At 65.4% G+C, this 22,942-nt stretch carries 24 protein-coding genes; 18 read left to right on the top strand and 6 right to left on the bottom strand.

Annotated elements, in window-relative coordinates; genetic code table 11:
- Positions 1-29: 29 nt before the first annotated feature.
- Positions 30-791 (bottom strand): cold-shock protein, encoded by a 762-nt coding sequence (locus IC614_RS12450; protein WP_200971145.1) that lies wholly within the window; start codon positions 789-791, stop codon positions 30-32.
- A 220-nt stretch (positions 792-1,011) separates the two neighbouring features.
- Here IC614_RS12450 and IC614_RS09740 point away from each other — a divergent pair, with 220 nt between their 5' ends.
- The 7 genes from IC614_RS09740 to IC614_RS09770 all read left to right on the top strand — a co-directional run bounded on the left by IC614_RS09740 (position 1,012) and on the right by IC614_RS09770 (position 6,880).
- Positions 1,012-1,812 (top strand): TerC family protein, encoded by an 801-nt coding sequence (locus IC614_RS09740; protein ID WP_200971147.1) that lies wholly within the window; start codon positions 1,012-1,014, stop codon positions 1,810-1,812.
- 31 nt (positions 1,813-1,843) lie between these two features.
- Positions 1,844-2,464: a ribonuclease D gene (locus IC614_RS09745; RefSeq protein ID WP_200971149.1), complete on the top strand. Its 621-nt coding sequence runs from the start codon at positions 1,844-1,846 to the stop codon at positions 2,462-2,464.
- The gene (gene lptC, locus IC614_RS09750) at positions 2,457-3,095 is read left to right on the top strand and encodes an LPS export ABC transporter periplasmic protein LptC (protein ID WP_200971151.1); all 639 of its coding nucleotides are present in this window, start codon (positions 2,457-2,459) and stop codon (positions 3,093-3,095) included. Before IC614_RS09745 ends, lptC begins: the two co-directional genes overlap by 8 nt.
- A gap of 5 nt (positions 3,096-3,100) precedes the next feature.
- Entirely contained in the window at positions 3,101-3,634 is a 534-nt protein-coding gene (locus IC614_RS09755; protein ID WP_200971153.1) for an LptA/OstA family protein, read from the top strand.
- A gap of 110 nt (positions 3,635-3,744) precedes the next feature.
- Positions 3,745-4,524, top strand: coding sequence for an LPS export ABC transporter ATP-binding protein (lptB, locus tag IC614_RS09760; protein WP_200973188.1), 780 nt, complete (start codon positions 3,745-3,747; stop codon positions 4,522-4,524).
- A 2-nt stretch (positions 4,525-4,526) separates the two neighbouring features.
- Complete coding sequence (gene rpoN / locus IC614_RS09765; protein WP_200971155.1) at positions 4,527-6,020, top strand: RNA polymerase factor sigma-54; 1,494 nt, start codon at positions 4,527-4,529, stop codon at positions 6,018-6,020.
- Between the two features lie 35 nt (positions 6,021-6,055).
- Positions 6,056-6,880, top strand: coding sequence for a TraB/GumN family protein (locus IC614_RS09770; protein WP_200971156.1), 825 nt, complete (start codon positions 6,056-6,058; stop codon positions 6,878-6,880).
- A 33-nt stretch (positions 6,881-6,913) separates the two neighbouring features.
- Here IC614_RS09770 and gyrB read toward each other — a convergent pair whose 3' ends face one another.
- From gyrB to IC614_RS09790, 4 genes are all read right to left on the bottom strand, one after another.
- Positions 6,914-9,382, bottom strand: coding sequence for a DNA topoisomerase (ATP-hydrolyzing) subunit B (gene gyrB / locus IC614_RS09775; protein ID WP_200971157.1), 2,469 nt, complete (start codon positions 9,380-9,382; stop codon positions 6,914-6,916).
- Positions 9,383-9,758: 376 nt separating this feature from the next.
- Positions 9,759-10,949 (bottom strand): DNA replication/repair protein RecF, encoded by a 1,191-nt coding sequence (locus tag IC614_RS09780; protein WP_200971158.1) that lies wholly within the window; start codon positions 10,947-10,949, stop codon positions 9,759-9,761.
- Positions 10,950-11,083: 134 nt separating this feature from the next.
- On the bottom strand, positions 11,084-12,196 hold the full coding sequence (gene dnaN, locus IC614_RS09785; RefSeq protein WP_200971159.1) for a DNA polymerase III subunit beta: 1,113 nt from the start codon (positions 12,194-12,196) through the stop codon (positions 11,084-11,086).
- Between the two features lie 147 nt (positions 12,197-12,343).
- Complete coding sequence (locus IC614_RS09790) at positions 12,344-13,024, bottom strand: outer membrane protein (RefSeq protein ID WP_200971160.1); 681 nt, start codon at positions 13,022-13,024, stop codon at positions 12,344-12,346.
- A 138-nt stretch (positions 13,025-13,162) separates the two neighbouring features.
- On the opposite strand from IC614_RS09790, the gene IC614_RS09795 reads away from it, so the two are divergent.
- The 5 genes from IC614_RS09795 (at position 13,163) to IC614_RS09815 (ending at position 17,553) form a co-directional block, all read left to right on the top strand.
- Positions 13,163-13,642 (top strand): hypothetical protein, encoded by a 480-nt coding sequence (locus IC614_RS09795; protein WP_200971161.1) that lies wholly within the window; start codon positions 13,163-13,165, stop codon positions 13,640-13,642.
- A gap of 31 nt (positions 13,643-13,673) precedes the next feature.
- Positions 13,674-14,870: a 23S rRNA (adenine(2503)-C(2))-methyltransferase RlmN gene (rlmN, locus tag IC614_RS09800; RefSeq protein ID WP_226372630.1), complete on the top strand. Its 1,197-nt coding sequence runs from the start codon at positions 13,674-13,676 to the stop codon at positions 14,868-14,870.
- Positions 14,871-14,955: 85 nt separating this feature from the next.
- A complete protein-coding gene (locus tag IC614_RS09805; RefSeq protein ID WP_200971163.1) occupies positions 14,956-16,926 on the top strand; it encodes a PAS domain-containing sensor histidine kinase in 1,971 nt (656 codons plus the stop codon).
- The gene (locus IC614_RS09810) at positions 16,916-17,272 is read left to right on the top strand and encodes a response regulator (protein ID WP_200971165.1); all 357 of its coding nucleotides are present in this window, start codon (positions 16,916-16,918) and stop codon (positions 17,270-17,272) included. Before IC614_RS09805 ends, IC614_RS09810 begins: the two co-directional genes overlap by 11 nt.
- Entirely contained in the window at positions 17,269-17,553 is a 285-nt protein-coding gene (locus tag IC614_RS09815) for an HNH endonuclease (RefSeq protein ID WP_200971167.1), read from the top strand. Before IC614_RS09810 ends, IC614_RS09815 begins: the two co-directional genes overlap by 4 nt.
- Here the strand turns inward: IC614_RS09815 and IC614_RS09820 are convergent.
- The gene (locus IC614_RS09820) at positions 17,550-18,116 is read right to left on the bottom strand and encodes an HNH endonuclease (protein WP_200971169.1); all 567 of its coding nucleotides are present in this window, start codon (positions 18,114-18,116) and stop codon (positions 17,550-17,552) included. The two genes, IC614_RS09815 and IC614_RS09820, sit on opposite strands and share 4 nt — an antisense overlap.
- A gap of 195 nt (positions 18,117-18,311) precedes the next feature.
- Between IC614_RS09820 and gluQRS the strand changes: the two genes are divergently transcribed.
- The 6 genes from gluQRS to IC614_RS09850 all read left to right on the top strand — a co-directional run bounded on the left by gluQRS (position 18,312) and on the right by IC614_RS09850 (position 22,938).
- Positions 18,312-19,178 (top strand): tRNA glutamyl-Q(34) synthetase GluQRS, encoded by an 867-nt coding sequence (gluQRS, locus tag IC614_RS09825; protein ID WP_200971171.1) that lies wholly within the window; start codon positions 18,312-18,314, stop codon positions 19,176-19,178.
- Positions 19,179-19,292: 114 nt separating this feature from the next.
- Positions 19,293-19,490, top strand: coding sequence for an HIG1 domain-containing protein (locus IC614_RS09830; protein WP_200971173.1), 198 nt, complete (start codon positions 19,293-19,295; stop codon positions 19,488-19,490).
- A gap of 8 nt (positions 19,491-19,498) precedes the next feature.
- Positions 19,499-20,059 (top strand): cob(I)yrinic acid a,c-diamide adenosyltransferase, encoded by a 561-nt coding sequence (locus IC614_RS09835; protein ID WP_200971175.1) that lies wholly within the window; start codon positions 19,499-19,501, stop codon positions 20,057-20,059.
- A gap of 86 nt (positions 20,060-20,145) precedes the next feature.
- Positions 20,146-21,456, top strand: a complete 1,311-nt coding sequence (gene egtB / locus IC614_RS09840) for an ergothioneine biosynthesis protein EgtB (protein ID WP_200971177.1) — start codon at positions 20,146-20,148, stop codon at positions 21,454-21,456.
- Complete coding sequence (gene egtD, locus IC614_RS09845) at positions 21,453-22,421, top strand: L-histidine N(alpha)-methyltransferase (RefSeq protein ID WP_200971179.1); 969 nt, start codon at positions 21,453-21,455, stop codon at positions 22,419-22,421. The genes egtB and egtD overlap by 4 nt, the downstream gene beginning before the upstream one ends.
- A gap of 223 nt (positions 22,422-22,644) precedes the next feature.
- The gene (locus IC614_RS09850) at positions 22,645-22,938 is read left to right on the top strand and encodes a YggT family protein (RefSeq protein ID WP_200971181.1); all 294 of its coding nucleotides are present in this window, start codon (positions 22,645-22,647) and stop codon (positions 22,936-22,938) included.
- Positions 22,939-22,942: the final 4 nt, after the last annotated feature.

Consider the following 22,942-nt stretch of genomic DNA (forward strand, 5'->3'; position numbering starts at 1 on the left):
GGCCCGGCGCCAGGCCGGGCCCACGCTTCTTATTGCAGCGGCTGAAGGTTGACGGCCGCGGTCTTGCCGCGACGGTCGACCTCCAGTTCGAACTCAAGCCGGTCGCCCTCGTTCAAGGACACCATGCCCGCGCGTTCGACCGCCGAGATGTGCACGAATGCGTCCGGCTGGCCATCGTCGCGGCTGATGAAACCGAAGCCCTTCATCGCATTGAAGAACTTGACCGTTCCGGACGCCTTTTCGCCGGTCAGCTGCCGCTGCGGACCGCCACGGTCGCCGCCGAAACCGCCGCGATCTTCGCGCGGTGCGCGTTCCGGCACCGGAAGCGGATCGCCTTCGATGCTAAGGTCGGTGGCCGACACCTTGCCGCCACGGTCGACGAGAGTGAAGGAAAGCGGCTGACCTTCGGCAAGGCCGGTGAGGCCCGCCTGCTCGACCGCCGAAATGTGGACGAAGACGTCTTCGCCGCCATCGTCACGGACGATGAAGCCAAAGCCCTTCTGGCCGTTAAAGAATTTTACGACGCCCTTGCCTTCGCCGACAACCTGGGGGGGCATGCCGCCGCCGCGCGGGCCGCCGAAGCCGCCACCGCCGCCGCTGCGAAAACCGCCGCCGCCACCGCCAAATCCGCCGCCACGGTCGCCATATCCGCCACCGCCGCCGAAGCCGCCACGGTCACCGCCGAAGCCGCCGCTGCCGCGATCGTTGTAGCCGCCGTAATTTTCGTCACCAAAGCTGTCACGCTTGTCTTTGCTGCCGCGTCCGCCGCGACGACCCCTGTCAAAACCCATGCAGTCAAAACTTTCTTGCGCCCTAGATCCATTTGAAACCCTTGCGCGGGGGGCTCGTCACGCAATCGGTCCGGCGCGCTGTGAAGACGCACCCGCGACTCCCATAACCCAAATTATCCACAGCCGCGAGTCGGTTTCGCTCACGTGTGGGAATCCACTCTAGCCTCGCCGCTCATGTTCGTGCATCTGGGCGAAAATTCATTCCAGGGAGCCTCGCATCATGGACTCGATCCCCGCCCTTCTCGCCGATCCGGCCGCTTGGGCCGCGCTCGCCACGTTGATCGTGATGGAAGTGGTGCTCGGCATCGACAATCTCATCTTCATCTCGATCCTGTCCAACAAGCTGCCCGAAGCGGAGCGGCAGAAGGCGCGCCGCCTCGGCATCGGCCTCGCGCTCGTCATGCGCCTCGTCCTCCTGTCCGGCATTGCCTGGCTGGTCGGCCTCACCGCCCCCGTCTTCGACCTCGGCATCACCGGTGCCCCAGGCGCGCATGGCGAGCCGACGTTCGAAACGCAATTTTCATGGCGCGATCTCATTCTGATCGCGGGCGGCCTGTTCCTGGTCTGGAAAGCGACCAAGGAAATTCATCACAATGTCGATCCCCATCCCAATGCGGACGTGTTCGACACCGCCAAGTCGACCTTGAGCTTCGGCGCGGCGATCGCCCAGATCCTGGTTCTCGATCTCGTCTTCTCGATCGATTCGATCCTGACCGCGGTCGGCATGACCGAACATCTGCCGATCATGGTCGTCGCGGTGATCACCGCGGTCGTCGTCATGCTGCTCGCCTCAAATCCGCTGGCCAACTTCATCAACAAGAATCCGACGGTAGTGATGCTGGCCCTGGGCTTCCTGTTGATGATCGGCGCGGTGCTGATCGCCGACGGTTTCGGCGTCCATGTGCCCAAGGGTTATATCTACACCGCCATGGCTTTCTCGGCTGGTGTGGAGATTCTCAACATCGTCGCCCGGCGCCGCAAGGCGCGCGGCGCGGCGGCGGAAACGCCTGCCGGTCATTGAGGAGTCAGGCACTTGCGCCTATGCGGGGCGCATGACCGTTCATTTCCATGAAGAAGATCTGCCGGCGGGCCTATTCGCCCCCGGCGCGTCCGTCGCCGTTGATACCGAGACGATGGGCCTGCAGCCCGGCCGCGACCGGCTCTGCGTCGTCCAGATTTCCGACGGCGGGGGCGACGAGCATCTCGTCCGCTTCCGCGCGGGCAGCGATTTCGCCGCGCCGAACCTGAAGGCCGTGCTGTCCGACATGAGCCGGCTGAAGCTCTATCACTTCGCGCGCTTCGATCTCGCGTCCATCTACGCTTATCTCGGCGTCATGGCCGCGCCGGTCTATTGCACCAAGACCGCTTCGCGCCTGATCCGCACCTATACCGACCGTCACGGCCTTAAGGAGATCGTGCGCGAATTGCTCGGCGAGGAGATTTCCAAGCAGCAGCAATCCTCGGACTGGGGCGCGCCGGAACTGTCCGACGCGCAGAAAGAGTATGCCGCGTCTGACGTGCGCTATCTTCATAAGCTGAAGGAGAAGCTGGACGAACGCTTGGTCCGCGAAGGCCGCGCCGGTCTCGCCCAGGCCTGCTTCGACTTCCTGCCGCACCGGGCCTTGCTCGACCTTGCCGGGTGGCCGGAGGTGGACATCTTCGCCCATGTCTGAGGCGGCAACCCGCGAACGGACGGTGAAGCGCCACTGGGCGGTGCCCGGCAGTGCGCACGATCGTTTCGTGGGCATCTTGAAGATCGCGCTGCCGACCCTGATCGGCATGCTCGTCGCCTATCTCGCCCTCGCGCCACTGACCCGGGGCGAGGAATTCAGCTTCCTTCTCGATAAGAATGAAGTCGCCGTCGCGGAGGAGCGGATGCGCGTCCTTTCCGCCCAATATCGCGGGCAGGACAGCAAGGGCCGTCCTTTCGTCATCGGTGCGGATTCGGCCATTCAGGCGACTTCGGCCGATCCGATCGTCGACATCAACGGCATGGCCGCGCGCATGCTTCTGGAAAACGGCCCGGCGACGCTCACCGCGTCCAAGGCCCGCTACAATCTTGAGGAGGAAACGGTCGCGGTGAACGGCCCGGTCCGCTTCGCCGCCGCGGACGGCTACCGGCTCGAAACCCGCGACGTCCAGGTCGATCTCGACACCCGCACGATGCACGGGGACAATGGCGTGTCGGGCGAAATGCCGCTTGGATCGTTCAGCGCCGACACGATGAGCGCGGACCTCGGCAGCCGCACCGTCACCCTGGCCGGCCGCGCGCGCTTGCATATCGAACAGGGGGCCGCCAGATGAACGCCATGAAAAGCCTTCGGATCGCCGCCCTCCTCCCCTTCCTCGCCCTCGTCGCCGGGACCGCGCAGGGGCAGGGCGGCGCGTCCGCGCTCGGCAATCACGACACCAACGCGCCGGTCGATGTCGCCGCCGACCGGATCGAGGTGCAGGACCGCGCCGACCGCGCGATCTTTTCCGGCAACGTCCTCGTCCGCCAGGCCGATCTGACCCTTTCCGCCGCCCGCCTCACCGTCGCTTATTCGAGCGCGGGCGGCATTCAGATCGAACGGCTGGACGCGAGCGGCGGCGTTACCTTGCGCAGCCCGTCCGAAACCGCGCGTGGCCAGTTCGCCATTTACGACCTCAATGCCCGCATCATCACCCTGATCGGCAACGTCACGCTGACCCGCGGCCAATCCAACGTGAATGGCGGCCGGCTGGTCATTGATTTGAACAGCGGCCGCGCCGTGATGGACGGCAGCGCCGCCGCAAGGCCAGGCACGTCGACGCAAGGCGGACGCGTGACCGGCACTTTCACCGTGCCGCAGCGGAAAGACTGATAAGGCGTTGTGGCCGGATCGTCACGGCCGTGGCGCGATATGCATGCAGGAATCTTGCCAGTTGAGGCGTCGCGCCCATTCTCCTAGATTCCGCTGAACGGACAAGCATGATGAACGACGTCACACCCATCGAACGGCCTGAGCCGGAAACCGCGGTCGGCGCGCTGGAGGGTGGCCTTTCGGTTCTTTCCATCGCCAAGGCCTATGACAAGAAAGTGGTGCTGAAGGACGTGTCGCTGGGCGTGGACCGCGGCGAAGTGGTCGGCTTGCTCGGCCCCAATGGCGCGGGCAAGACGACCTGTTTCTATTCCGTCATGGGCCTGGTGAAGCCCGACAGCGGCCGCATCCTTCTCGACGGGCGCGACATTACCGGCCTCCCCATGTATCGCCGCGCGATACTCGGCCTCGGCTATCTGCCCCAGGAAACGTCGATCTTCCGGGGCATGACGGTGTCGCAGAACATCATGGCGGTGCTGGAGGTCGCGGAACCGGATAAGGTCACGCGGGCCGCGCGCCTGGAACAATTGCTCGACGAATTCGGCTTGCAGCGCCTGCGCGATGCTTCCGCCATGGCCTTGTCGGGCGGCGAACGGCGCCGCTGCGAGATTGCCCGCGCGCTCGCGGCCGAACCCTCGATCATGCTGCTCGATGAGCCGTTCGCGGGCATCGATCCCATCTCCATCTCCGACATCCGAGACCTTGTCGGCGAACTCAAGAAACGCGACATTGGCGTGCTCATCACCGACCATAATGTCCGAGAAACGCTCGACATCGTCGACCGCGCCTGCATCATCTATGGCGGCAAGGTGCTGTTCGCCGGCAGCCCGGACGAACTGGTTCGCAACGAAGAGGTCCGCCGCCTCTATCTGGGCGAAAGTTTCGAGCTGTAGCGATGGCGCTCGGTCCCCGCCTGGACCTGCGTCAAAGCCAGTCGCTGGTGATGACGCCGCAGCTCCAGCAGGCGATCCGGCTGCTGGCGCTCTCCAACCTCGAGATCGAAACGTTCATCGCCGAGGAGCTGGAGCGCAATCCGCTTCTCGAATCCGGAGGACAAGAGGTCCGCGACCGCGTCGAGGCGCCGGTCCGCGACGAATATGAAGAAGTGCCGGAACCCGACAGCATCGACCATCTCGGCGCGGGCGATGGTGCCGGCGCGCTCGACATCGACGTGTCGAACGAAAATCTCCACCAGGACAGCGCCGCCGACGCAATGGGCGGAACGGACGGCGGCCTCGGCCTGACCGGCACCAGCCTTGGCGGCTCTGTGGACGCTCCGGATTTCGACAGTTTCGCGAGCGATGAAGCGTCACTCCACGACCATCTCCTCTCTCAAGCGGGCGCGGCTTTGTCCGGCGCCGATTTGATGATCGCAGCCGCAATCATCGAGCAGATCGACGAAACCGGCTACCTGACCGTCTCGCTTCTCGACATTGCCGACCGCCTCGGTGTGCCGAAGGCGGAGGTGGAGCGGGTGCTGGCGGCCGTGCAGACCTTCGATCCCGCCGGGGTTGCCGCGCGCAGCCTGTCGGAGTGTCTCGCGCTGCAGGCCAAGGATGCGGACCGCTACGATCCCGCCATGGCGCGGCTGATCGACAATCTCAACTATCTCGCCAAGGGCAATTTAAGCGCCCTGAAACGCATTTGCGGCGTCGACGACGAGGATCTGACCGACATGATTCGGGAATTGCGCGCCTATGATCCCAAACCGGGTTGCCGGTTCGAGGGCGGCAGCCGCGTCGAGGCGGTCGTGCCGGACGTCCTCGTTTCGCGCAGGGGCGCGGGTTGGTCGGTCGAGCTCAACGGCGCCACCCTGCCCCGCCTCCTCGTCAATCGCACTTATTATGCCGAACTCTCCGGCGGCGCGCAGGACAAGAAGTCGAAGGCATGGCTGTCGGAATGCCTGGCGAGCGCCAACTGGCTGATGAAGGCGCTCGACCAGCGCGCCCGCACCATCACGCGCGTCGCGACGGAGATCGTGAAGCAGCAGGAAAATTTCTTCCTTCGCGGCGTCGCCCATCTCCGTCCGCTCACCCTGCGCACCATCGCCGAAGCGGTCGGCATGCACGAATCGACGATCAGCCGGGTCACGTCGAACAAATATCTGTCCTGCGAGCGCGGATTGTTCGAACTCAAATATTTCTTCACCAGCGGCATCCAGAGCGCCGACGGCGGCGACGCCGTTTCGGCCGAGGCGGTGAAAAGCCATATCAAGACCCTGATCGCGGGCGAAGGCGGCAAAATCCTGTCCGACGACCAGCTTGTCGACCTCCTCAAGGCGAGAGGCTTTGATATTGCGCGCCGTACCGTCGCCAAATATCGCGAAGCGCTCGGCATCGGTTCGTCGGTGCAGCGGCGGCGCCAACGCGCTCTTGAGGGCGAGAGATAAGTGGAGTCTAAGCGCTACGCGCAAGGGAGGGGAAGATGATGTTGTCCATGTTGGCCGCGTTGATGGGCGCGGGTATTCCGGCGGGCCTGCCGCCAAGCTGCGGCGCCTTGCCGGGGATCGAGCAGCTGCTCGACCGGCCTGATTTCAACTATCTGCTGATCGGCGAATATCATGGCACGGCCGAGATGCCGGCGGTGGCGGCCGATGCCCTGTGCGCGGGCGCGAAGGCCGGGCGTCCGCTCATCCTGGGGCTCGAATTCCCGCCCGCCAACCAACCCTATCTGGACGCCTATCTGTCTTCCGACGGCGGGGAGGCCGCGCGCACCGCCCTTCTTGTCGCTCCCGCCTGGCATGCGGCGGAGGATGCGCGCGTAACTCATGCCGTGCTGGCGCTCATCGACAGGGCGCGCCTCCTGGCGAGCCGCGGATATAAAGTGTCGGCGGTGGCCTTCGACAAGATCCCCCAGCCGCTCATTTCCAAGGAGAGGGAGGCTGGCATGGCGGAGCTTCTCACCGCCGCGCAAAGGAAGGTTCCGGGAAGCCTGGTCGTGGCCCTGACCGGCACGGGCCATGCCGATAAGGAGGGATGGACCTCCCAAAATCCGCCTTTCCTCGCGGCGGGCGGCATACTTCCGCCGCGTGAAACCGTCTCCCTCGCTTTTGCCCGTCCCGGCGGTCAATATTGGGGATGCCAGTCGCCGGGCGGCGAGGCCAATGGCTGCAAGGCTTATGATATGGCGGTGCGCGAAGCCGTGCGTCCACGCGGGATCGTGCTCGATCCGGCGTTGCGCGGCGGATTTGACGGCCTGTATTCGACCGGCGGGCAATATACCGCCTCCTTGCCCGCATTGAGCAAGTGAGGCGGCTGAGGAGCTCAGGGCCGATCCGCTTTCTTATACGTCGAGATTGGCGACGTTCAGCGCGTTTTCCTGGATGAAGTCGCGGCGCGGCTCCACCACGTCGCCCATCAGGCGGGTGAAGATTTCGTCGGCGACATCGGCCTGGGCGACTTCGACCTGCAGGAGCGAGCGGTTGGACGGGTCGAGCGTGGTTTCCCACAACTGATCGGCGTTCATCTCGCCAAGGCCCTTGTAGCGCTGGATCGACAGGCCCTTGCGGCCCGCCGCGAGGATCGCGTCGAGCAGCTCGGACGGCCGCGTGACGTGCGTGCCTTTGGCGGGCGCCGCCGCTTCCTCACCCTCTTCGCCCTCGCTCGCGCTCGCGGCGCGGACCGAGATGAGGCGCGAAGCCTTGGCGTAGGTCTCGGCCTGTTCCGAAGCCAGGCCGTGCAGCTTGCGCGCTTCGGCCGAAACGAGGAATTTGTGGTCGATCACATGATGGTCGGTGACGCCGCGCCACAGGCGGTTGAGCGCATAATTGCCCTCTTCCGTGGCACCGCCCGTCCATTTGCCTTCCGCGTCGCCGCCGTCGAGCCACGCCGCGGCCCGCTGGATCGCGGCCTCGCGGTCGCGGTCCTTCAGCTCTGGATCGAGCGCGCCGGCGAGGGCCAAAGCCTCGATGATCGCCGGGTCGTAGCGGCGCGGCACGTAGCGCATCAGGGTGCGCATGCGGCGGGCGTGATCGGCGAGCGTGCGCAGATCCTGGCCAGAGCGCTGACCTTCCGCCGTTCCCAGCACCATCGCTTCGGTGCCCGCCTCGACGAGATAATCGTCGAGCTTGGCGTCGTCCTTCAGATACACTTCCGACCGTCCGCGCGCGACTTTGTAGAGCGGGGGCTGGGCGATGTAGAGATGCCCGCGCTCGATAATCTCCGGCATCTGCCGGTAGAAGAAGGTGAGCAAGAGCGTCCGGATATGCGCGCCGTCCACGTCGGCGTCGGTCATGATGACGATCTTGTGGTAGCGCAGTTTCTCGATGTTGAAATCGTCGCGGCCGATGCCGGTGCCCATCGCCTGGATGAGCGTGCCGACCTCCTTGGACGACAGCATGCGGTCGAAGCGCGCGCGTTCGACGTTCAGGATCTTGCCCTTCAAGGGCAGGATCGCCTGCACCTCGCGGTTGCGGCCCTGCTTGGCCGATCCGCCTGCCGAGTCGCCCTCGACCAGGAACAGCTCGCACTTGGCGGGATCCTTTTCCTGGCAGTCGGCGAGCTTGCCGGGGAGCGAGGCGATGCCCATCACGCTCTTGCGGCTCGCCTCGCGCGCCTTGCGGGCGGCTTCGCGGGCGGCGGCGGCATCGATGATCTTCTGGATGATCGTGCGGGCGTGGGCGGGATTTTCCTCCAGCCATTCGGCGAGCTTGTCGGCCATCAGGCTTTCGAGCGGCTGGCGTACTTCCGATGAAACCAGCTTGTCTTTGGTCTGCGACCCGAATTTGGGATCGGGCAGCTTCACCGACACGATGGCGGTCAGGCCTTCGCGCATGTCCTCGCCGGTGAGGCTCACCTTCTCCTTCTTCATCATGCCGCTCTTGTCGGCATAAGCGTTGAGGGTGCGGGTCAACGCGGCGCGGAAGGCCGCGAGATGGGTGCCGCCGTCGCGCTGCGGGATGTTGTTGGTGAAGCAGAGAACCTGCTCGTAATAGCTGTCATTCCATTCGAGCGCGACGTCGATGCCGATATCGTCGCGCTGGCCGGTGACGGAAATCGGCTCGGGGATGAGCGCCGTCTTGGTGCGGTCGAGATAGCGGACGAAGGCCGCGATCCCACCTTCGTAGAAGAGCTCAACCTCCTTCACATCCTCGTGCCGCGCGTCGGTGAGGAGCAGGCGGACGCCGGAATTGAGGAAGGCGAGTTCGCGGTAACGATGTTCGAGCTTGTCGAAATCGAATTCGACGATCTTGAACGTGGCGGGCGAGGGCAGGAACTTGACCTGGGTGCCCTTCTTTCCTTCCGGCGCGGGGCCGACGACCTTCAAGGGCGCTTCGGCATCGCCGTGGCGGAAGCGCATCCAATGTTCCTCGCCATCGCGCCAGATGGTGAGCTCCAGCCATTCCGACAGCGCGTTCACCACCGAAACGCCGACTCCGTGGAGGCCGCCGGACACCTTATAGGCATTGTCGTCGGACGTGTTCTCGAACTTACCGCCGGCATGAAGCTGGGTCATGATGACCTCGGCCGCCGACACACCTTCCTCGGCATGGATGCCGGTCGGGATGCCGCGGCCATTGTCCTCGACCGTCACCGATCCGTCGGCGTTCAATTGGATCTTCACCAGGTCGCAATGGCCGGCCAGCGCCTCGTCGATCGAATTGTCGGAAACCTCGAACACCATGTGGTGAAGGCCCGATCCGTCGTCCGTGTCGCCAATATACATGCCCGGCCGTTTGCGGACCGCGTCGAGGCCTTTCAGAACCTTGATCGAGTCCGCGCCGTAGCTGTTTTCAGAAGGAGAAGTTGCCATGACGAGGATATAGCGAGGCGCAGGGGGGAACCCAAGGAAAAACGGCCGATTCGCAACGGCCAATACCAGGGCGGAAGTTGACCGGATTTAGCCCTTCGCACGCCGCTCCCATCAACTTTGACAATTTCCACCGGTTTCGAAGCGGCAAGGCGCTGGGCATGGCGGGGAGCATGGCAAAAGGTGGCCGTGTAGGAAAATGGAAAGTGGCCGCCCGTCCTCGCTTTGCGCGTCAACACATGCTGCGTCATTTCGGCGAAAGCCGGAATCTCTCTGCTCTTGAGCTCTGAAGGAAGGGAGATTCCGGCTTTCGCCGGAATGACGGTTAGGGGGGAACGGGGCGGCTAAAGCAGTTGAAGCGTGTCAGCGGGTGCGGTGATCAGCTCTCCCGTATCGCGCCGTTTTCCACCGTCAGCCACGTCGCCCCGGCGCCGACGCTATCGAACAGCGCCCGCTCCGTTCCCGTCATCCACACTTGTCCGCCCGCGCTTTCGAGCCGGTCGAACAGGGCCGCGCGGCGGGAGGGGTCGAGGTGGGCGGTCACTTCGTCGAGGAGGAGGATCGGCCGCCGGTCCGCATGGTCGGCGACGAGATCGGCATGGGCGAGGACGATGGCGAGGAGGAGCGCCTTCTGCTCGCCGGTCGAGCAGGCCTCCGCCGCCTGCCCCTTGGCGAGATGGGTGACGAGGAGGTCCGTGCGGTGCGGCCCGGCAAGGGTTCGTCCGGCCGCCGCGTCGCGCCCGCGTCCGGCCTTGAGTTCGGCCCGGAGCGCCCCCTCCGCATCGTCGGCGGGGCGCCAGCCGCCCAAGGCGAGCCCGGCGCGCGCGAACGGCCCTTCGGCTTGCGCGGCCAGCCTTTCCCCGAGCCAGGCAAGCGCCCGTTCCCGCGCCTCGGCGATGCGCGCGCCATGTTCGGCCATCCCGGCTTCCAGCGCCCCGAGCCAGGCGGGATCGGCCGTTTCGGGTTCGGCCAGCAGCTTGTTCCGCGCCCGCATCGCCGCCTCGTAGCGGGCGGCATGGGTGGCGTGAGACGGCTCGAGCGCCAGCACCAGCCGGTCGAAGAAGCGCCGCCGCCCCGACGCGCCTTCGGTGAACAGCCGGTCCATCGCGGGCGTGAGCCAGAGGACGGAGAGCCATTCACCGAGCGCGGCCGCGGAGGCGGTAGCGCCGTTGATGCGGACCTGGCGGCGTTCGGGGGCGGTGGCGAGGGTGCCCGTGCCGATTTCGACACCCCCCTTTCCGTCAGGGGAGGGGCTGGGGGTGGGGCTGGTCGACATCGTAGGGCTCGCCTCTGCGAGGCTCGCACCCACACCTTGATCCCCTCCCTTGAAAGGGAGGGGAGAAGAAAGACGCGCCGCCACGCTAAAGCCTCCGGCACCCTTCTGCCGCGCCATTTCCGAAAGGCTGGCACCGCGCAGTCCACGTCCGGGGGTGAGGAGCGATACGGCCTCAAGGATATTGGTCTTCCCCGCGCCATTCTCGCCGGTCAGCACGACCAGACCCGGGCCCGGCGACAGGACGGCATCGGCATAAGAGCGGAAATCGGTGAGGGACAGGCGGGAGAGGTGCACTCCCGCCTCTTACGCGCCTGCCGGATGCTCGAGCAATGCCTGCCGTCACTCCCGCGAAGGCGGGTGTCCGGGAGGGGCCGCTGCCTGCCCGGGCAGCGACTGGATTCCCGCCTGCGCGGGAATGACGGTGGGGCTTACACCCGCATCGGCATCAGCACGTAGAGCGCCGGAGCCTTGTCATTCTCGCGCAGCAGGGTCGGCGCGGCGGCGTCGGCGAGGTGGACCTCCACCGTGTCGCCCTCGATCTGGCCGAGGATGTCGAGCAGGTAGCGGGCGTTGAACCCGATCTCGAACCCCGCGGCATTGTAATCGCCCGGCACCTCTTCGGCGGCGGTGCCATTTTCCGGGCTGGTGACGGACAGGGTGATCTTGTCCCGGTCGAGCGCGAGCTTCACCGCGCGGGTTTTTTCGCTGGCGATGGTGGCGACGCGGTCGACGCCTTCCATGAAGCTCTTGGGGTCGATCTTCAGCAACTTGTCGTTCGCGGTCGGGATGACGCGGCTGTAATCCGGGAAGGTGCCGTCGATGAGCTTGGAGGTCAGCACGGCATTGCCGAGGCCGAAACGGATCTTCGATTCCGACAGCGAAATCTGCACGGTGCCGTCGACCTCGTCGAGGAGCTTGCGAAGTTCGGCCACGCATTTGCGCGGAATGATGACGTCCGGCATGCCCGCCGCGCCTTCCGGACGGGGCACGGTGACGCGGGCAAGGCGGTGGCCGTCGGTCGCCGCCGCCTTCAAGACCGGCTGCGCTTCGTCCGACACGTGGATGAAGATGCCGTTCAGGTAATAGCGCGTCTCTTCGGTCGAAATGGCGAAGCGGGTCTTGTCGACGATCTGCCGCAGGGTGGCGGCCGGAAGCTCGAAGGCGCAGGGGAGATCGCCTTCGGCGATGACCGGGAAATCGTCGCGCGGCAAGGTGGCGAGGTTGAAGCGGGCGCGCCCGGCGACGACCTGCATCTTGCCCTCGCTCGCGGTCAGCTCGACCTGGGCGCCTTCCGGCAGCTTGCGGGCGATGTCGAACAGGGTGTGCGCCGACACGGTGGTCGCGCCCGCTTGCTGGACATTGGCCTCGACCGTCTCGTTGATCTGCAGATCAAGGTCGGTCGCCATCAGGCGGATGCCGCCGCCTTCGGACGCTTCGATCAGCACGTTCGACAGAATGGGGATGGTGTTCCTGCGCTCCACCACGGACTGCACGTGGCCGAGGCTTTTGAGGAGCGTGGCCCGTTCGATCGTCGCTTTCATTGATAACCCCTATTCCGCATGAAACGCCGGTCCGCCGGGTTATAGCCAGAACTGGGACTATCGCTAGAGGCTAGCGCGCAAAAAACTGGGGCCGGGACGTCAGGCGTCCCGGCCCCAAACGCTTTGCCCGTGGCGATCCGGGAAGGATCAGAAGCGCATGCCGATCGATGCGACCACCTGGTGACGGTCGAGGTCGATCGGGCCGCCGACATCTTCCGATTCAAAGTCGTCGAGGTCGAAATCGTCGTCGAAGTCGATGTTGGTATAGTTGGAATAACGATATTCCAGCTTGCCGTAGAGATTGGTGCCGAATTTCTGCTCGACGCCAGCGCCGAGGCGATAGCCATCGACATTGGTGTCGAATTCAAAGGAATCGCTGTCGGTTTCGTATCCGGCCTCGATGCTGGTATTGGTATAGCCGCCCTTGACGTAGAGCAGAGTGGACGGCGTCACGGGAAAGCCGATGCGCCCGCCGACATAGATGTCGCGGCCCGCCTCGACCCGGCTGGTAAAGCCGAGGCCGTCCGGCGTGGTTTCATCGGCCTCCTGATTGGCGGACGAATCCATATATTCGGCCTCGACACCGGCGACCACGCCGCCCAGGTCGAAATCGTAGCCGACGCCGATGCCGTAAGCGACGCCGTCGATCGATTCATCGCCCTCGTCGTCGCTGGTGTCCACGCCGTCGCCGTCGTCGTTACCGGATTTGAGGCTGTCGTAGCCGACGATCCCCTCGACGCGCGGTCCTGTAAAAGCCGCGCCGTTCTGGGCAAAAGCGGGCGTCGCGGCCGTGCCGGCAAGAAGAGCGGCAAGAACGATAGTACGCATGATCACAAACTCCATTGGTCATTTTGCCTTGATGCAACGGGCGGTCCAGCGCCTAACGCCATGAAAAGTTTCATGAACGTAGGATAAACGAGATTATTTGTGGCATGATCGCCACTTATTCTTCATGATGGCGCGCGCATGCGCCGCTTGTTGTTTCTCCTGATTTTACCGTGTCTTGCCGCTGCGGCGCCCAACGGGCGGCAGGCGATCGGCCAGTTTCACGGCTGGGGCGCCTTTCGCGACGATCGGCCGAGGCGTTGCTTCGCGGCGGCGGAGCCCGCCGGGCGGCAGGGCTCGGGCGGCGCGGCCTATGTCGCCTTCTGGCCCGATGCGGGCAATCGCGCCCGCTTCAGCCTCTCCCTGCGCGCCGATCCGCGCCCGGGCTCGGCGATCCTGTTGGCTGTCGGCGACCGGCGCTTTCAATTCGTCGCGCGGGGACGGGACGCGGTCCCCGCCGATCCCCGCGCGAGTGCGGCCATCGTCGCCGCGATGCGCACCGCGAGCGCGATGACGGTCGTTTCAAGGTCGGTGCGCGGCGCCCGCCTGCGCGACGATTATGCGCTCGCCGGCTTCCCGTCCGCGGTCGACGCCGCCGCGCTCGCCTGCGCGCGCTGGTAAAATCGCCGCATTTCCCCTACATGGGCGCCATATGACAGCAGCAATGGCCATTCCGGGGCATATCGACCCCGTTCCCGTTCCGCGCCCGGAAGTGGCGAGCGACGACGCGCGCATGGACCTGTTGGGCCTGTCGCGCGACGCGATCCGCGCCGCGCTCCTCGACGCCGGGCTCGACGAACGGCAGGCGAAGCTGCGCGCCAAGCAGCTCTGGCACCAGATCTACAATCGCGGCGCGACGGATTTCGACGCGATGAGCGACATCGCCAAGCCGCAGCGCGCCTGGCTCGCCGAACGCTTCAAGGTCGGCCGTCCGAATACCGTGGTTCAGCAGGTGTCGACCGACGGCACCCGCAAATGGCTGCTGAAGACCGACGACGGCCATGATTTCGAGATGGTGTTCATTCCCGACGCCGATCGCGGCACGCTCTGCGTGTCGAGCCAGGTCGGCTGCACATTGAATTGCCGTTTCTGCCACACCGGCACGATGCGCCTCGTCCGCAACCTGACGCCCGGCGAGATTGTCGGCCAGGTGATGCTCGCCCGCGACGCGCTCGGCGAATGGCCGAGCCAGCCGGAAGGGCGCATGCTCAGCAACATCGTGATGATGGGGATGGGTGAGCCGCTCTACAATTTCGACAATGTCCGCGATGCATTGAAGATCGTCATGGACGGCGACGGCCTCGGCCTCTCGCGCCGCCGCATCACGCTGTCCACCTCCGGCGTCGTGCCGATGATGGAGAAAGCGGGCGCCGAGATCGGCGTCAACCTCGCCGTCTCGCTGCATGCGGTAACCAAGGAAGTGCGCGACGAGATCGTGCCCTTGAACCGCAAATATGGCATCGAGGAGCTGCTCCAGGCCTGCGCCGATTATCCGGGCGCCAACAATGCCCGCCGCATCACGTTCGAATATGTGATGCTGAAGGACAAGAATGACAGCGACGAGGATGCCCGCGAACTCGTCCGCCTGATCAAGAAGTATAAATTGCCGGCGAAGGTGAACCTCATTCCATTCAATCCGTGGCCGGGCGCGCCCTATGAATGTTCGTCGGACGAGCGCGTCCAGCGTTTTTCCGACATCGTGTTCGAAGGCGGGATCAGCGCCCCGATCCGCCGCCCGCGCGGCCGCGACATCATGGCGGCCTGCGGGCAATTGAAATCGGCGGCGGAAAAGAAGAGCCGGGCCGAACTCGACAAGCTGGCGGAGGAGAAATTGGCGGCGTTGGGCTGAACGATCGCCGAATTTGTTAAATCGCGCTTCCGCTCCCCCGGCGCCCGTATTAGGTCTTGGAGAGAAACGCGAATTTGGGACTACCATGACACGCACCGCTTCCCCCCAGGTCGCCGATACGCCGGGTGGCATGCGGGAGAGAATCCGGCTGTTCGATTGGGCATCGACGCCGCTCGGACCGCGCGAAGCCTGGCCCGAACCGCTGCGCTTCGCCGTCAATTTGTGCGAACATTCCAGCATGCCGACCGCGGTCTATTGGGGACGCGAGCTCCGGCTGATCTATAATGACGCCTGGCTTCCCATGGCCGGAGACCGTCATCCTTGGGCCCTAGGGCGGCCGGCCAGAGAGGTCTGGGCCGAGATTTGGGCCGAAGTCGGTCCGCAATTCGACCAGGTCTGCGACACGGGCGAAGGCCTTTCCGCCACCGAAGCCCTGATCCCGCTGGTCCGCAACGGCGCCGTGCGCGAAACCTATTGGACGTACAGCTTGACCCCGCTGATCGGGGACAATGACCGGGTTCTCGGTGTGCTCAGCCAGGGCAATGACGTGACCCGCACCGTGATCGCCGAAAAGAGATTGTCCTATCAGGTGACCCTCGCCGATGCGCTGCGGGAGAGCATGGATCCCGGAGAAGTGAAATCGATCGCCGCCCGCATGCTCGGCACCGCGCTCGGCGTGGCGCGCAGCGGCTATGCCGAGGTCAATGACGATCGGCAGGCCTTCCTCGTCAACGGCGACTGGACGCGCGATGCGTCCATCCAGAGCTTCGCGGGCCAGGGGCTGCCGGTCGACGCCTTCGGAACGGAAGCGCGGGCCTGGCTCGACGCAGGCAACATATTGACGGTCAACGATCTTTCCGCCCAGCCGCATGGCGGCATGCCTTTCGCCGTCGCGCTCCGGAAAATCGGCGTCGCGTCGGCCATCGTCGTGCCGCTCGTCCGGCAAGGCGTCATGCATGCCGCACTTTATGTTCAGGACATCGTGCCCCGCCTCTGGAAGGGATCCGACGTCGCGATCGCCCGCGATACGGCGGAACGGACTTGGGATGCGGTGGAACGGGCGAGGTCCGAACAATCCTTGCGCGAAAACGAAGATCATTACCGGCACGCCATCGAACTTAGTCCCTATGCGTTCTGGACCGCTCTTCCCGATGGCGGCCCGATCAACCGCATGTCGGGGCGCTGGGTGGAGTGGACGGGAACGTCGGGGCTCAACGATGACTGGGCTCTTGCCATGCATCCGGACGATCGCGAGCCTACTTTTGCGGCGCGGGATGAATCGCTCCGCACGTCCAGGCCGTTCGATATGGAGCATCGGGTGCGCATGCGGGACAAGGGCTATCGCTGGGTACGTTCGCGCGCCTATCCGCGTTACGGAGCCGATGGGAAGCCTTGCCTGTGGTACGGGGTCATGGAGGATGTCGATGCCCGCCACCGGGCGGAAGAGCATCAAAGCCTGCTCATCAACGAGCTCAACCACCGGGTGAAGAACACGCTGGCGACGGTTCAGGCCATCGCGTCCCAGACCCTGAAGGGCGATCTGCCGCTTCCCGAAGCGCGCAGCCGGTTCGAGGCGCGGCTCCTGGCGCTGTCCCGCGCGCACAATCTGCTGACCGAGCAGAATTGGGAAGGCGCGCCCATCTGGCGGGTGGTCGCGGATTCGCTCGCCCATCTGTCGAGCGAGAAAGGCCGTTTCCGTCTGGACGGCGAGCCGTTGTGGCTCACGCCCCGCGCTGCGCTTGCCCTGGCGCTCGCCTGCCACGAATTGTCGACCAATGCGGTGAAATATGGCGCATTGTCCACGGAGCAGGGCCATGTCGACGTCCGGTGGCGGATCGAAGGGGACATGATCCGCATCGAATGGCGCGAACGGGACGGGCCGCCGGTCTCGCGCCCGGCCGCGCGCGGCTTCGGGTCGCGCCTCATCGAGCGCGGCCTGGCGGGCGACCTCAACGGCAGGGCGCAATTGGAATTTAACCCGGATGGCCTCATATGCACGATCGAAGCGCCGCTGAGCGCCGTGCTCGCCCGGGAAGGGGAAAGGAATGGCCGATAAGCTCAGGATCCTCATCGTCGAAGATGAGATGCTGGTGGCGATGAATATCGAGGACATGCTGGTCGAAAGCGGGCACGAGATCGCGGCGATCGCGAGCCGCCTCGACGCCGGACTCCAGCTGGCCCGGGAAGAGGCGATCGACTTCGCGATGCTCGACGTCAACCTCGCGGGCGACTTGTCCTTCCCGATCGCCGACATCCTGGAATCGCGCGGCATCCCCTATATTTTCGCGACCGGTTACGGCCGCAAGGGCGTGCGCGACGAATATGGATCGGTGCCGGTCCTTCAAAAGCCGTTCCGCGCCCGCGACCTGCAGGAGGCGATCCGCGACCTGACGGCGCAATGACGGAAACGGGCGCGCCGCTTTGCTTTTTGTGCAGACGCCCGCTCGGGCAACGGGTGGAGTGGCATCATCCGGTGCCCAAGAGCCGGGGCGGGCGCGAAACGGCGGCGGTCCACCCGATCTGCCACCGCGTCATCCACGCCACGCTCGACAACAAGGCGCTGGAACGCAGCTATGCCACCCCCGAAGCGCTCCGCGCCCATCCCGATATCGCCGCCTTCATCCGCTGGGTCGCGAACAAGGATCCGGATTTCCACGCGCCGACGCGGCGCAGGAAAGTCTAGGCTTCCAGCTCGACGTCCCAATAGAGATAGTCGCGCCAGCTTTGATGCAGATAATTGGGCGGGAAGCGACGGCCGTGATCCTGCAATTGCCAGCTCGTCGGCCGCACCGGCGTGCGATAGAGGTGCATGTGCGCTTCCGCCGGCGTGCGCCCGCCCTTGCGCAAATTGCACGGCGCGCAGGCGGCGACGACATTTTCCCAGGTCGTGCGCCCCCCATAAGCGCGCGGCACGACATGGTCGAAGGTGAGATCCCGGGACGTCCCGCAATATTGGCAGGAGAAGCGGTCGCGCAGGAACAGGTTGAACCGCGTAAAAGCGGGAAATTCGGACGGCTTCACATATTGGCGGAGCGCGATCACCGAGGGGATCTTCATCGCCCGGGTCGGGCTGTGCACTTCCCGCTCGTAGGACGAAACGATATCGACCCGTTCGAGGAACACCGCCTTGACCGCGGTCTGCCACGGCCACAGGCTCAAGGGATAATAACTGAGCGGCGTATAATCGGCGTTCAGCACCAAAGCTGGGCAGGCTTCGGGATGTCGGATGAGATCGGGATGGTACATGGCCGGACAACAAGCTCCCGTTTCGCAAGGAAGAACGATCTCCCGAAACGCCGGCCCCCGGACCTGTCGCACTCAGATAGCGGGAGAATGGGCCTTGGGCAGCCTTCCTCTCCTGTTCGCCACCTTCTTCGCCACGAAAGGTGACGGGCGCATGACACACCAGCGGCGATTCGCGGTCAAGGGGTGATTTCACGCATGCCGATACCCGTCACCACCCGCTTCGCGCCGAGCCCGACCGGGCGGCTGCACCTCGGCCACGCTTATTCATGCGTCCTGGCGCATGATTATGCCCGGCAGCGCGGCGGCCGCTTCCTGCTCCGCATCGAGGATATCGATCCCGGCCGGGCGCGGCCCGAATATGTCGCGGGCATCATCGAAGATTTGCGCTGGCTGGGCCTATCCTGGGACGGTGAGGTCACCTTCCAATCCCGCCGCCTGCCGGTTTATGCCGAAGCGCTGGAGCGGTTGAAGGCGATGGGGCTCCTCTATCCCTGCTTCTGCACCCGTTCGGAGATCGCCGCCGAGATCGCGGCCAGCGCCGCCGCGCCGCACGGTCCGGACGGGCCGCTTTATCCGGGCACCTGCCGAAACCTATCGCCGGAAACGCGGCAGCGCCGGTGCGCCGCGGGGCCCCATGCGTGGCGTCTTGACGTCACATCCGCTCTCGCGCGCACCGGCCCGCTTTACTGGGAAGATGGCGACACCGAGGTTCCGGCCGAGCCGGAGGCGTTCGGGGATGTCGTCCTCGCCCGCAAGGATGCGCCGACCTCTTATCACCTCGCGGTCACGATCGACGACGCGGCGCAGGGCGTCACCGATGTCGTGCGCGGCCGCGATCTTTATGCCGCGACCGATATCCATCGCCTGCTCCAGGCCTTGCTCGGATTGCCGACGCCGCATTATCGCCACCACGATCTGCTGACCGACGGGGAAGGCCGCCGTCTCGCCAAGCGCAGCGGCGCGCCGACGCTTGCCGGGTTGCGCGATGCGGGCGCTGATCCCGGCGCGCTCGTCGCGGACCTGCGCGCCGGGCGGTTGCCTGCTGGATATTGCACTGCTTGATTGTGCTCCGGCGAAGGCCGGAGCCCAGCGGCACCGCCTGTATGAACGGGCTCCGGCCTTCGCCGGAGCACAACCCTTCTTCTCAACCTTTCAATCTGGCTTTAGAGAAAGGCCATGGACACCTTCCTTCTCATCCTCATCATCCTCGTCGCGCTCGCGACATTGGCCGTGCTGGTGCGCGGCGTCATCGGCATGGCGCAGGGCAAGGATCTGACCGGGCAGCGCAGCCAGGGCCTGATGCGCAAGCGCGTCATGTACCAGGCGGTGGCGATCATCCTCGTCATCCTGTTCCTGATGATGGCGCGGGGCTGAGCGGCCGCTTGGTCAAGCTCAACAGGATCTACACGCGCACCGGCGACGCCGGGGACACCGGCCTCGCCGACGGCTCCCGCATTTCGAAGGCGAGCCCGCTGGTGGCGGCGATCGGCGCGGTCGACGAAGCGAACAGCGCCATCGGAGTCGCGATCGAGGCGGTGGCCGACGGGCCGATGCGCGACAGCCTGCGCCTCATCCAGAACGAATTGTTCGACCTCGGCGCCGATCTCGCCACGCCCGGCCCGGATTTTGCGCCGTCCGGGATGACGTTGCGCATCACCCCTTCCCAGGTCGAGCGGCTGGAACGCGAGATCGACGCGATGAACGAAGGTCTTGAGCCCTTGCGCAGTTTCATCCTGCCGGGCGGAAGCGGCGGCGCGGCGGCGCTTCACCTCGCCCGCGCCATCGTCCGCCGGGCGGAACGCGACGGGATCGCCGCCGGGGACGTCAATCCCGCCGCGCTCACCTATCTCAACCGCCTGTCCGATCATCTGTTCGTGATGGCCCGCGCCGCGGCGACGGGGTCGGGCGGCGAGATCCTCTGGCGCCCCGGGGCCACCCGCTGAACGAACGCTTCGCTTCCGAAACGGGTCCGGAACATTCGGGCTGCCCGCGCGTCTTTCGTGCGACTAGGAATGGCTGAAGGACGGCCATGGCGACCCATCCGCGCACGCATTTCGAAAACGACCGGCTGAGCGGCGATTTCGGCGCCACCCGCGCCCTCTCCAGCGCCATTGCCGCGCCCTTGTCGGATGCCGACGCGACGATCCAGCCGATGCCGGACGCGTCGCCCGCCAAATGGCATCTCGCCCACACGACCTGGTTCTTCGAAACCTTCGTGCTGCGCGACCATGTGCCTGGCTATCGCGTGTTCGACGCGCGGTGGCCGTTTCTGTTCAACAGCTATTATAATGGCGAGGGCGACCGCCATGCCCGCCCGCGCCGGGGCATGCTGAGCCGCCCGGCGCTGGACGAAGTGCTGGCCTATCGCGACCATGTCGATGCCGCGCTCGCCGGTGCGCTCCCTGATCTCCCTTCCGAGGCCCTGATACTCGTTGAGCTCGGCATCCATCACGAGCAGCAGCATCAGGAATTGATGCTGATGGACATGAAGGCGGCCTTCGCTGAAAATCCGCTGGCGCCGGCGATGTGGCCGGCATCTCCACAGTGTTCCGGCGAAGGCCGGAACCCAGTCTCACAAGACGGCGCCGCTGGGCTCCGGCCTTCGCCGGAGCACATCAACTGGATCGAGGGGCGGAGCGGCCTCGCCCATATCGGCCATGACGGGCGCGGCTTCGCCTTCGATTGCGAAGGGCCGCGCCATCCGCTCTTGCTCGCGCACCACGCTCTCGCCGACCGGCTGGTGACGAATGGCGAGTGGCAGGATTTCATGGCCGACGGGGGCTATGCGCGCTCCGAATATTGGCTGTCCGACGGCTGGGCATGGGTCCAGGCGGAAGGGGCAGCCGCGCCGCTTTACTGGCGGGAGGGGGCAGGGGGCTGGCAGCGCTTCGGCCTCGACGGGCTGCAGCCCGTCGATCCCGCCGAGCCGGTCTGCCACATTTCTTATTACGAGGCGGACGCTTATGCGCGCTGGGCGGGCGCCCGCCTGCCGACCGAAGGGGAATGGGAAGCGGCGGCCGCGACCCTCGATCCGGGCGCTGGCAATCAGCTCGACGCCGCAGGGCCCGTCCGGCCGCTGGCCGCCACGGGCTCCGGCTTGCGCCAGATGTTCGGCGACGTCTGGGAATGGACGATGAGCGCCTATCTCCCCTATCCGGGCTTCAAGCCCGCCGAAGGCACGGTCGGCGAATATAACGGCAAGTTCATGTGCGGGCAGTTCGTGCTGAAAGGCGCGAGCTGCGCCACGCCGCGCGGCCACAGCCGGGCCAGCTACCGCAATTTCTTCTATCCCCACCAGCGCTGGATGTTTTCCGGCCTGCGCCTCGCGAAAAGCCTATGATGGACGCGGCCCGCGCCTCGGTCGACGCCGATCCGGCATTCCGCGCCGACGTGCTGGCGGGCCTTGCGGCGCCGGTCAGAGCGGTGCCCGCGCGCTGGCTCTATGACCGCGCCGGATCGGAATGGTTCGAAAGGATCACCGGGCTTCCCGAATATTATCCGACACGGACGGAAGTCGCTTTGCTGAAGCGCCATTGCCCGGACATCGCGGCGGTGACGGGCACGGGCGGCGCGGTGATCGAATTCGGCTCCGGTTCCTCGACCAAGACGCCGATCCTGCTGAACTGCGTCCACCCGGCGGCGTATGTGCCGATCGACATTTCGGGCGACTTCCTCCGCGATGCGGCGGCGAGCTTGCAGGAAGCGTTTCCGGCGCTCCCCATCCATCCCGTGGAAGCCGATTTCATGAAGCCGATCCAGCTTCCGCGGGACGTCGCGACCCTTCCCAAGCTCGGCTTCTTTCCCGGCTCCACCATCGGCAACATGGTGCCGCGCACCGCCGTCGACCTGCTCCGCGCGATGAAGGACACGCTTGGCGACGGCGCCTTCCTGCTGATCGGCATGGACCGGATCAAGGACGTATCGATCCTCATTCCGGCCTATGACGATGCGCAAGGCGTGACGGCCGCGTTCAACCTCAACCTTCTCCACCGCATCAATCGCGAGCTCAAAGGCACGATTCCGGTCGGCGCCTTCCGCCACCGCGCGCTGTGGAACGACGGCAAGGCGCGGATCGAGATGCATCTCGAAGCGCTGGAGGATGTCGACTTCACCGTCGAAGGCCGGCCCTTTGCGATGACGAAGGGCGAGACGATCCACACGGAGAACAGCCACAAATATGGCCCCCGCGACGCGCGCCTGCTCCTCCACGCCGCCGGATGGGGCGTGCGCGCCGAATATACGGACGAAAAGGACCAATTCGCCCTCCTCCTCGCCGAAGCCGAACCGCCCCGCTTCGCGCCGTGATCCGCAGGAGCGGAAACATTTTCCTACTCGGCATCGATCTGTCATCAGCGGGGGATGACCGCTCATTCCCGTCGCGAAGCCGCCGTTGACAGCGCAAGATTGCATGTCGTGAAAACGCGCCACGCCCTCAATTTCATCAACTTCGCCTCGAAGCGGGCGGGCGCCATTGCCCCTTCACCGGCGGATGGCTACATGCGTAACGAACCTTAGGGGCGGAGAAACCATGCTGTTCGCGATCTACGATATCATCAACCTGCTGCTGACCGTCCTCACCTGGATCATCATCATCCAGGCGATCCTCAGCTGGCTCGTCGCCTTCAACGTGGTGAACACCGGCAACGGCTTCGTCGCCCAGTTCCTGACCGCGCTCGACCGGATCACCGAGCCGCTCTACCGGCCGGTGCGGCGCCTGCTGCCCGACTTCGGCGGCATCGATTTCTCGCCGCTCGTCGTGCTGCTGATCATCGCCGCGATCCGCATCCTGCTGCGCGGCCTCCTCTTCGACATCGCCTACTGATCCG

It is taken from the genome of Sphingosinicella flava (assembly GCF_016025255.1).
GTDB lineage: Bacteria > Pseudomonadota > Alphaproteobacteria > Sphingomonadales > Sphingomonadaceae > Allosphingosinicella > Allosphingosinicella flava.

Excerpts from the sequence above, each read along its gene's own strand:
- rpoN (WP_200971155.1), top strand. The coding sequence starts at position 4,527 with ATGGCGCTCGGTCCCCGCCTGGACCTGCGTCAAAGCCAGTCGCTGGTG.
- IC614_RS09795 (WP_200971161.1), top strand. The coding sequence starts at position 13,163 with ATGCGCCGCTTGTTGTTTCTCCTGATTTTACCGTGTCTTGCCGCTGCG.
- rlmN (WP_226372630.1), top strand. The coding sequence starts at position 13,674 with ATGACAGCAGCAATGGCCATTCCGGGGCATATCGACCCCGTTCCCGTT.
- lptB (WP_200973188.1), top strand. The coding sequence starts at position 3,745 with ATGAACGACGTCACACCCATCGAACGGCCTGAGCCGGAAACCGCGGTC.
- IC614_RS09820 (WP_200971169.1), bottom strand. The coding sequence starts at position 18,116 with ATGTACCATCCCGATCTCATCCGACATCCCGAAGCCTGCCCAGCTTTG.
- IC614_RS09810 (WP_200971165.1), top strand. The coding sequence starts at position 16,916 with ATGGCCGATAAGCTCAGGATCCTCATCGTCGAAGATGAGATGCTGGTG.
- gluQRS (WP_200971171.1), top strand. The coding sequence starts at position 18,312 with ATGCCGATACCCGTCACCACCCGCTTCGCGCCGAGCCCGACCGGGCGG.
- IC614_RS09745 (WP_200971149.1), top strand. The coding sequence starts at position 1,844 with ATGACCGTTCATTTCCATGAAGAAGATCTGCCGGCGGGCCTATTCGCC.
- IC614_RS09830 (WP_200971173.1), top strand. The coding sequence starts at position 19,293 with ATGGACACCTTCCTTCTCATCCTCATCATCCTCGTCGCGCTCGCGACA.
- IC614_RS09755 (WP_200971153.1), top strand. The coding sequence starts at position 3,101 with ATGAAAAGCCTTCGGATCGCCGCCCTCCTCCCCTTCCTCGCCCTCGTC.
- dnaN (WP_200971159.1), bottom strand. The coding sequence starts at position 12,196 with ATGAAAGCGACGATCGAACGGGCCACGCTCCTCAAAAGCCTCGGCCAC.
- egtD (WP_200971179.1), top strand. The coding sequence starts at position 21,453 with ATGATGGACGCGGCCCGCGCCTCGGTCGACGCCGATCCGGCATTCCGC.
- IC614_RS09805 (WP_200971163.1), top strand. The coding sequence starts at position 14,956 with ATGACACGCACCGCTTCCCCCCAGGTCGCCGATACGCCGGGTGGCATG.
- IC614_RS12450 (WP_200971145.1), bottom strand. The coding sequence starts at position 791 with ATGGGTTTTGACAGGGGTCGTCGCGGCGGACGCGGCAGCAAAGACAAG.
- IC614_RS09790 (WP_200971160.1), bottom strand. The coding sequence starts at position 13,024 with ATGCGTACTATCGTTCTTGCCGCTCTTCTTGCCGGCACGGCCGCGACG.
- gyrB (WP_200971157.1), bottom strand. The coding sequence starts at position 9,382 with ATGGCAACTTCTCCTTCTGAAAACAGCTACGGCGCGGACTCGATCAAG.
- lptC (WP_200971151.1), top strand. The coding sequence starts at position 2,457 with ATGTCTGAGGCGGCAACCCGCGAACGGACGGTGAAGCGCCACTGGGCG.
- egtB (WP_200971177.1), top strand. The coding sequence starts at position 20,146 with ATGGCGACCCATCCGCGCACGCATTTCGAAAACGACCGGCTGAGCGGC.
- IC614_RS09740 (WP_200971147.1), top strand. The coding sequence starts at position 1,012 with ATGGACTCGATCCCCGCCCTTCTCGCCGATCCGGCCGCTTGGGCCGCG.
- IC614_RS09850 (WP_200971181.1), top strand. The coding sequence starts at position 22,645 with ATGCTGTTCGCGATCTACGATATCATCAACCTGCTGCTGACCGTCCTC.
- IC614_RS09770 (WP_200971156.1), top strand. The coding sequence starts at position 6,056 with ATGATGTTGTCCATGTTGGCCGCGTTGATGGGCGCGGGTATTCCGGCG.
- IC614_RS09815 (WP_200971167.1), top strand. The coding sequence starts at position 17,269 with ATGACGGAAACGGGCGCGCCGCTTTGCTTTTTGTGCAGACGCCCGCTC.